The sequence below is a fragment of the Candidatus Manganitrophus noduliformans genome, assembly GCF_012184425.1.
GTDB classification, from domain to species: domain Bacteria; phylum Nitrospirota; class Nitrospiria; order SBBL01; family Manganitrophaceae; genus Manganitrophus; species Manganitrophus noduliformans.
Genome location: NZ_VTOW01000001.1, coordinates 1,255,904 through 1,269,080, shown reverse-complemented (window position 1 = coordinate 1,269,080; position 13,177 = coordinate 1,255,904). Strand labels below are relative to the sequence as shown.

At 53.7% G+C, this 13,177-nt stretch carries 15 protein-coding genes; all 15 read right to left on the bottom strand.

Annotation, left to right across the window (positions count from 1 at the left end):
- Positions 1-146 precede the first annotated feature (146 nt).
- Positions 147-953, bottom strand: a complete 807-nt coding sequence (locus MNODULE_RS06320; RefSeq protein WP_202882126.1) for an SDR family oxidoreductase — start codon at positions 951-953, stop codon at positions 147-149.
- Positions 954-975: 22 nt separating this feature from the next.
- Positions 976-1,986 (bottom strand): beta-ketoacyl-ACP synthase III, encoded by a 1,011-nt coding sequence (locus tag MNODULE_RS06315; RefSeq protein ID WP_168058599.1) that lies wholly within the window; start codon positions 1,984-1,986, stop codon positions 976-978.
- Entirely contained in the window at positions 1,983-3,014 is a 1,032-nt protein-coding gene (gene plsX, locus MNODULE_RS06310) for a phosphate acyltransferase PlsX (RefSeq protein WP_168058598.1), read from the bottom strand. Before plsX ends, MNODULE_RS06315 begins: the two co-directional genes overlap by 4 nt.
- 56 nt (positions 3,015-3,070) lie before the next feature.
- Positions 3,071-3,253, bottom strand: coding sequence for a 50S ribosomal protein L32 (gene rpmF, locus MNODULE_RS06305; RefSeq protein WP_168058597.1), 183 nt, complete (start codon positions 3,251-3,253; stop codon positions 3,071-3,073).
- Between the two features lie 9 nt (positions 3,254-3,262).
- Entirely contained in the window at positions 3,263-3,799 is a 537-nt protein-coding gene (locus MNODULE_RS06300) for a YceD family protein (RefSeq protein WP_168058596.1), read from the bottom strand.
- A gap of 166 nt (positions 3,800-3,965) precedes the next feature.
- Positions 3,966-4,289 (bottom strand): iron-sulfur cluster insertion protein ErpA, encoded by a 324-nt coding sequence (gene erpA / locus MNODULE_RS06295; RefSeq protein ID WP_168058595.1) that lies wholly within the window; start codon positions 4,287-4,289, stop codon positions 3,966-3,968.
- A gap of 71 nt (positions 4,290-4,360) precedes the next feature.
- Complete coding sequence (gene nuoF, locus MNODULE_RS06290; RefSeq protein WP_168058594.1) at positions 4,361-5,659, bottom strand: NADH-quinone oxidoreductase subunit NuoF; 1,299 nt, start codon at positions 5,657-5,659, stop codon at positions 4,361-4,363.
- A 479-nt stretch (positions 5,660-6,138) separates the two neighbouring features.
- Positions 6,139-7,449, bottom strand: a complete 1,311-nt coding sequence (locus tag MNODULE_RS06285) for a sigma 54-interacting transcriptional regulator (RefSeq protein ID WP_168058593.1) — start codon at positions 7,447-7,449, stop codon at positions 6,139-6,141.
- 89 nt (positions 7,450-7,538) lie between these two features.
- Complete coding sequence (gene mdh / locus MNODULE_RS06280) at positions 7,539-8,474, bottom strand: malate dehydrogenase (RefSeq protein WP_168058592.1); 936 nt, start codon at positions 8,472-8,474, stop codon at positions 7,539-7,541.
- A gap of 85 nt (positions 8,475-8,559) precedes the next feature.
- Positions 8,560-9,303 (bottom strand): tetratricopeptide repeat protein, encoded by a 744-nt coding sequence (locus MNODULE_RS06275; protein WP_238339354.1) that lies wholly within the window; start codon positions 9,301-9,303, stop codon positions 8,560-8,562.
- Positions 9,304-9,305: 2 nt separating this feature from the next.
- On the bottom strand, positions 9,306-10,367 hold the full coding sequence (locus tag MNODULE_RS06270; RefSeq protein ID WP_168058590.1) for a lytic murein transglycosylase: 1,062 nt from the start codon (positions 10,365-10,367) through the stop codon (positions 9,306-9,308).
- Positions 10,368-10,507: 140 nt separating this feature from the next.
- A complete protein-coding gene (locus tag MNODULE_RS06265) occupies positions 10,508-11,965 on the bottom strand; it encodes an HD domain-containing protein (RefSeq protein WP_168058589.1) in 1,458 nt (485 codons plus the stop codon).
- Between the two features lie 51 nt (positions 11,966-12,016).
- Positions 12,017-12,388 (bottom strand): hypothetical protein, encoded by a 372-nt coding sequence (locus MNODULE_RS06260; protein ID WP_168058588.1) that lies wholly within the window; start codon positions 12,386-12,388, stop codon positions 12,017-12,019.
- Between the two features lie 10 nt (positions 12,389-12,398).
- On the bottom strand, positions 12,399-12,683 hold the full coding sequence (locus tag MNODULE_RS06255; protein ID WP_168058587.1) for a hypothetical protein: 285 nt from the start codon (positions 12,681-12,683) through the stop codon (positions 12,399-12,401).
- A gap of 71 nt (positions 12,684-12,754) precedes the next feature.
- Positions 12,755-13,021 carry a hypothetical protein gene (locus MNODULE_RS06250; RefSeq protein WP_168058586.1) on the bottom strand — a complete coding sequence of 89 codons (267 nt, stop codon included), beginning with the start codon at positions 13,019-13,021 and terminating at the stop codon, positions 12,755-12,757.
- Positions 13,022-13,177: the final 156 nt, after the last annotated feature.

Genomic DNA, 13,177 nt, shown 5'->3' with positions numbered 1-13,177 from the left:
GCCTAAGCCGCTGCGGCAGAGGATGCGCTTGTCGGGATATGAGGAGACAAAAATCATTTCAGTCCAATGATATTGATCAAAAAGAAACGTGAAGTCAACAAAAAATTTCCGATAAATCACTCGGGATTTTCTGAAAAAAGAAGCGGTCAATCGACGATAAACTCGCCCCCGTCGACGGCGAGGACATTTCCGGTAATCCACTGCGCCTTGGGATGGGAGAGAAGGGCGATCACCCCTGCCGCATCTTCCGGGGTGGTGAGGCGTCCCATCGGATTTCTCGCCCTGGCCATCTTGATCATCTCTTCATGCCCCGGAATTTTGCGAAGGGCGGGGGTGTCGGTCACCCCGGCCCGGATGGCATTCACTGCGATCCCTTTTGGCCCAAGTTCGAGGGCGAGTTGGCGAACGTGCGATTCGAGCGCCGACTTGGCGGCGGAGACGGCGCCGTAACTTCTCCAGACGCGCGCGCTGCCGGCCGACGTCATGGCGAAGATCCGCCCGCCGTCCGCCATGAAACCGCGCGCCACCAGATCTTGCGTCCAGTAGACGAGGCTGTTGGCCATCACATCGAGCGTCATCTCCATCTGCGCCTGCGCGATCGCCTCGCTCGGCGAGTCGGCGATAAGCGGTTTAAGCGTCCCGAACGCCAGCGAATGAACCAGGACCCGGATGCGCGATCGCTCCGGTCCCGTGGAGAGGGTCTTCTCGATTTCATCGAGGACCGCTTTGCGCTTTTCGAGATCGGCCGCGTTTACATTGAAGAAGACCGCCTGGCGTCCCTTCTCCTTGATCCGGGAGGTAATTCGATCGACGTTGGCCAGGGTCCCCTTGCGATCGAGGTGGACGCCGAAGATGTTCAGCCCCGCATCGGCCAGCTCCAATGCACAGGCTTCGCCAAAACCGCTGGAGGCCCCCAGAATGAGCGCCCATCCATTTAGAAATTGTCCGTTCACCCTATCCTCCATAAAAAGAGAATTACCATCTCACCAAAGAAGCGCCCCACGTCAGGCCCCCTCCAAACGCCAGGAAGAGGAGCATGTCGCCCTTTTTGATCCGGCCTTCCCGGACCGCTTCATCCAGTGCGAGTGGAATCGACGCCGCTGAAGTATTCCCATAACGATCGAGATTGATCACCACCCGCTCCATCGGCAGTTGAAGGCGATCGGCCACCGCGCGGATGATGCGAAGGTTGGCCTGATGCGGAACCAAAAAGGAGACGTCCGACGGCAGGAAGTCATTCGCCCGAAGGGCCTCCCAGGCGACCTCCTCCAGGCTCCGGACGGCGACCTTGAAGGTCTCATTTCCCTTCATCTTGATGGTATTGAGCTGCTCCGCCAGCATTTTTTCGGAAGGAGGGATCGCGGAGCCCCCCCCGGGCACGCAGATTAAATCCCAGAGTGACCCGTCGGAGTGAAGATGGGTGGAGAGGATCCCGCTTTCCGAAGAAGACGGCGCAAGGAGCACCGCGCCGGCCCCATCTCCGAAGATGACGCAGGTGGTTCGATCGGTCCAGTTGATCAGACGCGACATGATCTCCGTGCCGATCACCAACACTTTTTGATAGGTCCCGCTCCGGATGTATTGTTCGCCGACGGCGAGGGCATAGACGAATCCGGAGCAGGCGGCCGAAAGATCGAACGCCGCGGCGCGGGTCGCTTTCAATTTGTCTTGAACGATGCAGGCGGTCGAGGGGAAAAACATGTCGGGGGTGGAAGTCGCCAGAACGATCAGGTCGATCTCTTCCGGGGCCGCTTGAGCCGCTTCCAAGGCCTTTCGGGCCGCCTGGAAGGCAAGGTCGGAGGCCGCTTCATCTTTGGATGCGATCCGACGCTCGCGGATTCCGGTCCGCTCCACAATCCAGGCGTCGGTGGTTTCGATCTTCCCTTCCAGATCTTTGTTGGTCATCCGGGTTTCCGGAACGTACGATCCCGTTCCGATGATCTCGGTGCGGATCTGCGATTTTCCGGCCGGCTTTTTGGCCTTCATCCGCGCGGGCTCCCTTCTTCCTTCGAGGAGGTCAGCTCCATTTGCGCCTCGATCTGCTCTTTGATCAGTCGATTGACTCCCCGGATGTGCGATTCCTTGGCGACACGAACGGCGTTCTTGATCGCCTTTCCCGAAGAGCGGCCGTGGCAGATGATGCTGATGCCGTCGACCCCCAACAACGGCGCGCCGCCGTATTCGGCGTAATCGACCTTCTTTCGAAAACGGGAGAAAGCCGGTTTCAACAAGAAGTAGCCGAGCTTCGCAAAAGGAGAGGCGGTGATTTCTTTTTTCAGGAATTGGCCGATCGCGTCCGAAAGCCCCTCGGAGATCTTCAGCGCGACATTCCCGATAAAGCCGTCGCAGACAATGACATCGGCGCCGCCGGTGTAGACATCACGCCCCTCGACGTTCCCGATAAACCGAAGGGAGCTCGCTTTCAACATCTTGAAGACCTCTTTGGTCAGCTCGTTCCCCTTGGTATCCTCTTCACCGATGCTCAAGAGACCGACCTTCGGCTCCGGAATACCCAAGATTTCTTTGGCGTAGATGCTCCCCATGATCGCAAACTGAAAAAGATGCTGGGGTTTGCAATCGACATTGGCGCCGACGTCGATCAAGATCGACGTCCCCTTCAGCGTCGGAAGAGAGGTGGCGATGGCGGGCCGCTCGACCCCGGTCATCGGGCCGAGGATAAAAAGCGCGGTCGCCATGCTTGCCCCGGTATTTCCAGCGCTGATCACCGCGACCGCTTGGGATTTTTGAACGAGTTCGGTGGCGATCCAAATGGAAGAATCGCGCTTCTTTCGGATGACCGAGGAAGGGGATTCGTGCATCGCAACCCGCTGCGAGGCATGATGGATGGAGAGGGGGAGTCCTTGAGCGGGATGTCGGGAGAGCTCTTTTTGAATCTCCTTTTCATCTCCAACAAGGATAATCTCAACGTCGAGCTCTCGGGCGGCCAGAACGGCCCCCTCCACAATCGCGGCGGGGGCATCATCTCCCCCCATCGCATCCAGCGCAATCTTCATAAAGTGTCAACCGGGAACGATCCGTTAGACGACGGGTGACCGCTCCTTCCTCTAAGCTAGACTTCCTCGACCGCAATCACCTCGCGGCCCTTATATGTTCCGCAGCTCAGACAGGCGCGGTGGGGCAACTTCGGCTCATGACATTGAGGGCAAAGTACATAGACAGGGACCTGGAGCTTTTTGTGCGTCCTTCTGCTGTCTCTTCTGGCTTTCGATATTTTGTGTTTTGGATTCGGCATTGCTTCTCCTTACTTTGGCGACGATTTCTTTTCGGTTAATTTCTTCAATTCAGCCCATCGCGGATCAGGGATCTCCTGCACGCAATTGCACTCTTTGAGATTTAAATCTTGCCCACACTGAGGGCAGAGACCGCGGCACTCTTCACTGCAGAGGGGCCGCATCGGCGTGGCCAGAATCAATTGGCCCTCCACCTCTCCACTGATATCGATGGTATCCCCTCCATAAAAAAGAAGGTCGAGATCTTCTTCCAGTAATTCCCGTTCCCCTTCGGTCGGAACCGCGTTTCGAGGAACATATTCGGCGTGAAAGTCGGCTTCAACCCGACTCGAAAGGGGCTTCAGGCAGCGGCTGCATTCTGCACTCACCTCCGCAGAGAGCGCGCCCCGGACGTAGACCTCTTCCTGATTATGTTTAACCGCCTTCACTCGAACCTGGACGGGACCTTTGATTGTAAATCCGCTTTCCGATAGGTCCCAATCTTTCGGGTCCTCCTCATAAGAAAGGAGAAGCCCCTCCTCCGGAATATCGTGAATTTTAATTTCCATTGCTCTTTCCTTTAAAAAATCGCATTATATGAAACGTTTCCCTGGCTGTCAAGCAATCTTAAACTCGACGCTAGGGCAAAAAAATGGGCCGATCTGAAGAACCGGCCCATTTCGTCGTGAATCGTACCTTCGATCTTATCGGAGCAGAAAACGCGCGCAATGCACGTTAGGCGCTGAACGACGACCCACAACCGCAGGTCGATTTGGCATTCGGATTCTTAATCGCAAAACCGGCGCCCTGCAGACTATCCAGATAATCGACCTCTGTTCCCTGGAGCATCGGGGCGCTATACGGATCGACAAAGAGCTTCACGCCGTGCATTTCGAGGACGCTGTCCTCTTCGGTCTCTTTTTCCTCAAAAGCCATTCCGTACTGATACCCCGAACATCCGCCGCCGGTGACATAGACCCGCAACCCATATCCGGCCTTCTGTTCGGCCTCCATGATTTCCTTCACCTTGGAGCCGGCTCTTTCAGTCAATGTGACCATTCTTCCCTCCGCTGTCTCTTTTTTAAAAGTAGGTTTATTATAACAAAAATTTACGCAAATTGCACATAAAACTAAGCCGTTCCGACCAGAGGACAGGCCCTTTGTTGAACGTGAGCCACGTACTCCTCTCTGAAACACCGGAAGATGCTTTCAACCGCGATGGAAGCGCCTGTTAATAGGTAACAATAACCCCTTCCCTTGACCATTCCACAGACTTGTTCAATCTGCTGGAGGTCTTTCTCATCTCCCTGACCCGATTCGATCTTCTCTAAAATCTCGGAGAGGTGGGCCGTGCCGAGCTTGCAGGGAGGACATTGGCCGCAGCTTTCTCTGGCAAAAAACCGGGCATATTGGATCGCCGATTGAACCATACAGGCGTCTTCAGACATCACGATCACGGCGCCGGTTCCCAGACCCGATCCGATCGCCTTCAAAGCATCAAAATCAAGTGCCACGTCGATCTGATCGGCGGCAATAATCGTATTAGAAGGCCCGCCGGGGAAAACCGCTTTCAGCTGTTTGCCGCCGCAGACCCCGCCTCCATACTCTTCAATTAGCTCCCGAAGAGAAGTCCCTAACGGTAGTTCATACAAGCCGGGCCGGTTCACATCGCCCGTGAGGGTAAAAACCAATGTCCCAGGTGAAGTCGCGGTCCCAAGCGTTCGAAACCAATCGACCCCTTCTCTGATGATGTGCGCGACATTCGAGAGAGTCTCGGCATTATTCACCACCGTCGGCATGCCGTAGAGTCCTTGAATCGCGGGATAATAGGGCGGTTTTTGACGAGGTTTTGCCGACCGACCTTCGACAACTTCAAGCAGCGCCGTTTCCTCTCCCGCCACGTAGGTGCCGGGGCTCTTGCAGATCTTTAATTCAATGGAAAGAGAGGTTCCCTCAACTTGTTTTCCCCAATGTCCTTTCTCTTTCGCCGTCTGGAGCGCCTGCTCCATAAATTCGATCTCTTCTTCATAACGGCCGTTGATATAGAGGTAAACCTCCGCGGCGCCGATGGCAAACGCGGCGAGAATGGCCCCTTCAATCAGTTGGTGGGGATTGGATCGGAGGAGATAGCGATCTTTGAACGTTCCAGGCTCATCCTCCGCTGCATTGCAACAAAGGTACTTTCGATCGGCCTTCCGCTGGACGACCATCTCCCATTTTTTCCCGGTTGGAAAACCAGCACCTCCCCGGCCGCGAAGCCCGGAGCGCTTGATCATTTCCAGAACCCCGGACGGCCCTAGGGTATGGATCGCTTTCGGGAGTGCCGTGTAGCCTCGGCGGCGAAGATATTCCTCATAACTGATCGGCTGAACCGTCGACAACTGTTCGAGGGGAAGATCGCCATCGGTCAAAATATGCCGGCTCTGCACAATCGATTCCTTACACCGAAGGGTAAAGCGGTCTCTAGAAAGGGCTTATGCCCTTGAAGAGGCCATCAATTTCCGATTCCTTGCTTGCATATGAGGACGATTTTCCCGATTAGCCATGATCACCGGATCAAGGATTTCACCGCAAATCAGACAGCGGTAGCCGTAGAAACAGATACGGCCGGTATCATCCTTCATATCTTCAAAGGCTTCCGTAATCATATTCCCCGTACACCTCGGACAGTTCATCTATTGCCTCCTTGGTAAAGGTTCGTCGTGAACTTACCTTTTATAGGTTGCAACAGGGATGCCAAGCCCATTTATTTACTTTTTATTAATTATATCAGTCGCTTATATATAAATATGCCTCAGGGGAGCACGTTACAAAAAGAAACGATTAAAAATTTATGGCGCTCTTTTAGCCAATTTTATCTTTTCAATTCAAGTAATTATGTATGTATAGTTTCAAATGTAAACATGTTTTAAAAAGAAACGTCCGATGGCTTGGCAATCCCATATTCTTTTACTTTTCGCCAAAGGGTCGTTCGGCTAAGTTTTAATCTTTCCGAAGTTTTTTTATAGTTCCATCCGGTTTGTTTTAATACTTTTAGGATCAGTTCCTGCTCCATCGCCCTCAGCGGGTCTTCCTTCTCGATGACCTTTCCGATAATGTCATTGCGGGAGGGCTGAATATCCTTGAGGAGATGTTCCGCCTGGATCGTATCCCCCGAACAGAAAACCATGACATGTTCAATAATATTTTCAAGCTCGCGGATATTTCCAGGATAGTCATAGGCCATCAGGATCTCCATCGCCTCGGGCGAGACATGCGTTACTTTTTTCCCAGTCTCCTTATTAAACCGGTTAATAAAATGGGTCACCAGAAGCGGTATATCATCCTTGCGCTCCCGTAGCGGCGGAAGTTGAATCGGAACGACACGAAGTCGATAGTAAAGATCTTGCCGAAATTCCCGCATTTCCACCGCTTTTTTCAAGTCTTTATTCGTTGCGGCGATGATCCGGACATCGACTTTAACCCGACGGGAGTCGCCGACCTTCTCGAATTCGCTCTCCTGAATCACGCGAAGAAGCTTCACTTGGGTCGCCGGGCTGATATCTCCGATTTCATCCAGGAAAATCGTCCCGTTATCCGCCAATTCGAATCGGCCCAGTTTATGAGTGATTGCGCCGGTGAAGGCCCCTTTGACATGGCCGAACAACTCGCTCTCCAAAAGGCCTTCCGCCAACGCCCCGCAATTGACGCGAATAAAAGCCTTATCCTCCCTGGGGCTGAGATGATGAATCGAATGCGCGATCAGCTCTTTCCCGGTGCCGCTTTCCCCTTCGATCAAAACGGTCGAATTCGTCTTTGCAATCTTGGGAAGAAGCCGATAGACCTCCTGCATCTTCTCGCTTTTCCCGATGATATTTTCGAAAGAATACCTCTCCCGAAGGACCTCCTCCATCGCCTTGCTCTTAATTCGCTCTTCGATCAACTGCCACATGAACTTGGCGGAGAGCCCTCCGATGACTTCCACCTGGCCGGTAATCGTCTCCAATTCCTCTCGAACAGTCTTGCTCCCTGTCACGTCGATAACCAGGTCGGTCCCGTCTCGAATCAACTTGCGATAATCGGTCGTCGTCGGAATTTTAAGACGCCGTGCCAGATCGAGCCCCGGGGCATCCAGGTTGAGGTCGGCGATGCCGACGACCTTCACGAGGGGATCTTTATGTAAGATTTCGACCAGGGCGGTTCCGCCCCTCCCCCCCCCGATAATGGCGACCTTGGTCATGGGAAATAGACCTCACTTAAGACGTTAAATTAGATTAGATATTACTACAGATGTGCTTTAAAGCGGAAAGAATTCGGATGATGGAGCGATCAGATCATCTTATCGACGGATTGACAAAGCTCCCGGACGGCCGCGGCGGACCGCCTGAAGTTCGCTTCTTCTTCTGGGGTCAACTGGATCTGGATGATCTCCTCGATCCCCCCTTGTCCCAGTTTCACGGGCACACCTACAAAAAGATTGTCGATCTTGTATTCCCCCTGACAGAGGACGGCGCAAGGAAGGATTTTTTTCTTATCTTTCATAATCGCTTCGACCATCTCGGCAACAGCCGCCGACGGAGCATAAAAGGCCGACCCTGTTTTGAACAATTTCACGATCTCGGCGCCGCCGTCGCGTGTTCTCTGGATGAGCGCATCCAATCTCTCTTTCGGCAACAATTCCGTCAATGGGATGCCGGCGACGGTCGTATACCGAGGAAGCGGAACCATGCTGTCGCCGTGTCCGCCGAGCACAAACGCGTGTATGTTCTCGACCGAAACTCCCAATTCCATCGAAATAAAGGCGCGAAACCGGGCCGAGTCGAGCGCCCCTGCCATTCCAAGGACCCGCTCCCTTGGAAATCGGCTGACCCGATGGGCCACGTAGGTCATGGCATCGAGCGGATTGGAAACAACAATGAGAATTGCCTCCGGAGATCTCTGGACAACCTGCTCCGTCACCGTTTTAACGATCCCGACGTTGACCCGTAGAAGATCGTCGCGGCTCATTCCCGGCTTCCGCGGAACACCCGAGGTGATCACGACGATATCCGAATTCGCCGTTTCCTCGTAATTCGCGGTCCCGGTCAAGCGGGTATCATAGCCGTAAATAGGGCCTGACTCCAAAAGATCGAGGACTTTCCCCCGAGGGAGATCCGGCTGAATGTCGAGCAACACGATATCGGCGAACTCTTTTTCTGCGAGCCTTTGCGCCGTCGTCCCGCCGACCTGTCCCGCGCCGACAATTGTAATTTTACTCTTCTTCATAGCGATATAACTATCTAATTTGATTGAATATGAGACTGAAGTGGGATCATTCTACCCGAAATAACGGGGTGATTGCAAGCAGAAGCTAGGGAGATTGAAGCTCGGCAAGGAGCTTCTCCGCCTCGGCCCGATCCATTTTCGATTGGACGCGATCCGAAGGGTGGTCAATCGAGAGAAGTTTTTCCAAAGCCGCACTCGCCTTCTCTTTCTCCCCCTTTTCCAGATAACTCTTGGCCAGATCGAGATAGGAAGGGGTGCTGGCGGGGTTCAATCGGACCGCCTCCTGCAGCGCCTCAATCGATTTTTTGATCGATCCTCCCATCAAGCCGGGGACCTTCCGGTAGAGGACCCCCAGGACATGATGCGCCACATCGTTGGAAGGATCTCTTTCCAGCACGGCATTCATCTCCTTCTTGATCGGAGAGATCAATGAAAGTGACTTCATGACCCCCTGTGTCTCCCCGATCCGTCCATAAGCGATGCCGAGCATCAGATGTCCTCCGATGCTCTGGGGATTCACTTCGATCGCGCGCTTCGCCCAGCGTTCCCCTTCCTTGTAACGGCCGAGTTTTTCCTCGGAAGAAGAAGCGATGTCCCCCTGCCATCTAAACGACCGGGAGAGCTTCCAAAGGGCCGCTTCGTTCTTCGGATCGATCTCCAGAACTTTCTTATAAAGCTCGATCGCCCGATCGGAATGGCCCGCTTCGTCGCGGGTGTCATACATCCGGTCCCCCTCCGCCAGCAGAAAAACCAGATCCGATCCGGGAGCCGTCTCCCCCCAGGTCAATCCCTGTGAGGAGAAGAAGAAAAAGAAGGCCCAAAGAAGCATCTTCACGAATTTTCTCTCTCGATGAGCATCTCCGAAAGATCGGAGACCACCAGCGCATAATTGAGAGAATAGTTGTAGGAGGTGATCGTTCTGAAATTTCCAAAGAGCGCCAAAAGCGCTTCCGTCCCCTCCTGCGGTTGATAGAGTGCGAACGAAACCGCCTCATCTTTCTGGATCGATGCAGGGAGCGGAATTTGAATTCCCAACTCGACGGCCTTCGCGATCGGAATGGTCTTGCGTATTCCCATCTCCACCTTGTTCTGTGCTTCCGGAGAATCGCCCGCAAAACGGGCCGGAAGATAGGTCAACCCGTTTCGCTTCCATCCGAACGATTTTAAATAATTGGCGACACTGGCGAAAATATCTTCTTTCGACGTCCAGAGGTTTTTCTTCCCATCTTTATCAAAATCGACGGCGTGTTTTCGAAAGCTGGTCGGCATAAATTGAGGCACCCCGAATGCCCCCGCGTAGGAGCCGTTGACGGAAAACGGATCAATCCCCTCTTCCCGGCAGAGGAGGAGATAGGCAATCAGCTGCTCCCGATAAAAACGCTCTCTTCGAGGATAGAGGGAAAAAGCGGTATTCAAAATATCGAAGACCCGGTACCTTTCGATTCCAGGCTGACCGAACTTTGTTTCAACCCCTAAAATACTGCAGATGATTTCCTTCGGAACGCCGAAAGCCTCTTCAATTTTCTGAAGCAGTTCGAGATTCTCTTGAAGGTATGTCTGTCCGCGTGAAACCAGCTCGTCCTTGATAAATCGCCTACGGTACTCGTAATAAGGAAGAATCTCCGCGGGGCGCTCGAAGAACTGAATAATCTCGGATTGAAGGACCACTTTTCCAAAAACAGCTTTCAAATCGGCGGCGCCAAACTGATGCCGCTGCGTCAGATCTTTTATTAAGGAGACATAACGCGGATCGTCCAGATTAAGAGAAGAAGGAGAAGAGGGTTCAGAATGGGCCAGAAGCAAATCGGCCCGGGAAAGATCGAGCGAGAGGAGGGCGCCCCATCCAAGCACCCGCGGGAAGAGCGATTTTAAAAAGATTCTTCGGCTTTCCAAATAACCCTCCCCCGTTCAAGGCGCTCCCGGATTTCCGTTCTTGGTCAGGGGAAACGCGTGACGCATAGAAACTAGAAAACTAGGATAGAAGATGTCCCCCTTTTTGTCAACGCTCGCGGGGTCCGGGGAGGTGAAGCGGCTTAAATGCTCGTCTGAATGCTGGGAGGAAGACCGGCGAGGGCCTCTTCCGCGATTCGCGACAGCAGGGCGTCGTCGTCATGATTGAGGGCGAAGATGCGGCACTGGATCAATTTGGCCGGAATGGAGTCGACATATTCGGTGAGCGCCTCCTTGGAGACGACGCGCGTGGAGGGATTGAAGACATAAACCTGGCGCTCTCCCATCATCAGCGGGTTCATCGGCCGCGGATCCTGACTCGCCATATCGACCCGGAAGGGAAGGTCGCTCAATTCGGCGGGAAGGCGCTTTCGCATCTCCGCCTCCAGATCGGCCGGATTCATAATCCATCTCCCCTTCTCGGCCTTCTCGATCGAAAAGTTCGTGTCATAGGCCATCTTCCACTTCACGTCCCGAAGGAGGATCTTCTCCCACTCCTCATAGAGGGAGCGCTTGGTTTTGGACTTGGATTCCTTCCACGACTTCACTTCCAGAAGAAGCGACCAATCGGTCAGATCGACATAGGCATCCAGCCGCTCCAGCGGATTATGGGGAAAGATCGCCTTGAGGGTCTCCCGGAAGATATCTCTCAGGTGCATGTCGAGCGACCGGGTGGTCCGATGATAGTAGACGTTGAAGTAAAGATACGAGCGGGCGTTCAAGAACATCGTCAAGGCGGAGAGTCCGGCTTTGTGCAGCGTCAGTCCCTGCTCGGTGAAGAACGTGTAATGCATCAAACGATCGAGATCGACCGGGCCGATCGCCACGCCGCACATATACGAATCGCGGAGAACATAATCGAGATTGTCGGCGGTGAAGATCCCCGAAAAAAGCGGCTTGAGCATGACCAGCCATCGGGGATAACTTTCCGGCGTCTTGAAATCTTTGTCCTTGTGAATCAGAAAAGCGACATGTTCCGGATCGAGCGTCTCCCCGAGGGCGAACTCCCCGCCGGGGCTTCTTCGAATCCGCCGGATGATCGGAGCCAGCTCCTGCCGAATGATCGCCTGGCCGAGTTTTTCGTGAGTCAAATAAAATTCGTCGAGAAAATTATCGTCGAAGAAATGACAGAACGGTCCATGGCCGATGTCGTGAACGAGAACCGACACCCGCAGAAGCGCTTCGATAAAAGGATAGGAGGGGACGCCTGGAATCACCTCTTTGAGGGAAGGATAAAGGTGGCGTGCGAATCGCCCCGCCACATGCATCGCCCCGAGAGAATGGACAAACCGGGAATGCTCCGCAGAAGGATAAACCCAGCGCGCCGACTGGAGCTGATTGATATACCGGAGCCGCTGCATCCAACGAGAGTCGATCAGCTCTTTTTCAGTCGCCTCGTCTCGTTTTCCGAAAGGAACGGTGAAGCTGATGTAGTTATGGATCGGATCGGCGATCAGCGCCAGCCCTTCGTAAAGCATCTCCCGGCTGCTGAGCGCGCCCGAAGCGGCCGAGTCTTCCGTATGGGAGGGATGTTTTTGCATTGGGAAAAATCATAGTCCATTTCATGGAACGGCGCAAGAGGAGAAGACGCGTCAGAACGGTTCTTCGAATTTTGCGAAAAGCATCCGGCAGACTCGTTCGTGCTCTTCCCTGAGGCCGGCATCAAGCTGGTCCCATCGATATTTTCGTTCGATCTCGGCTTTGACCTGCTCCATCTGGGGAAGGGTCGGATATTCGAAGGGGGCGCCGATGCCGGCAAAGGCGGCGCTGGCAACCTCGCGCATCTCCCGCGCCTTCTCCTGGCGCCACGAGGCCGGATCGGGGATGGAGGCCCCCGTCCCCTCCTCTCTTTTCTGAAGGGTCAAGATGAACGAGGCCATCATCGCATCCCGGACGGTATTGGCCGAGAGGATCTTCTTGGAGAGCTTCTCCTGAATAAACCCCGCCGGGTCTCGAAACATCATTCCGGCCTCGTCACGTATAGATCTTGCTGAGAAGAAAAACGAAACCGGGAATGAGAAGGAAAGGATAGAGAAGAAGCGCCGTAAGACCGATCCAAAGTTTCGTCACAAAGAGGGAGACGAAACCAAGAACAAAGAGGGCATTTGAAAAGATGGAAAGCATCGAAAGAAACCGCTGGCTTTGAAAAGCGCGCGGCCGGGCGTAGACCGGACGGCGAAGGTGGAAATTCGCCAGCGCCCTTAAGAAGGCCGAGAAGAGCACAACGGTTCCGCCGAATAAGAATTGACCGCTCCACATGACCCAACCGAATCTTGTTGGGCGGAGTATATCAGATCATTTCGGGAGAAACCAGCGTTTCTAAAAAAGAACTACTCGGGGGTGAGACTCGGTTGATTTTTCTCGATCTGCTGGCTTCGTTCAGAACCGAGTTGAATGACATCGAAAGCGACATAGCTGAGGGCGAAAAAAATAGAAACAACAACCAAGAATTTCAAAAATTTTCCGGGAAAGCGAACGGCAAAAAGAAGGAGGAGCAGCAAGAGCACCACGCCGACCCCCTTGGCCGCCAGCGGGGAAAGGCCGGTCTGGTTCACCCCCGCCTGCAACGTACTTTGGATAAAGTCTAGAAAACCCATTTGCGCCCCTCTCTATTCCCATAAAGTAAGGATAGATGCCAAACCCTAAGTTGTCAATCAAAGGGCCGTCGGCCGCGTCGGCGTCGCGCACTTAAGGTGGTGTTGCCGACCTCCAAAGAAATGGAAACGAAAAAGTTCAATATTTAATGAATTTTT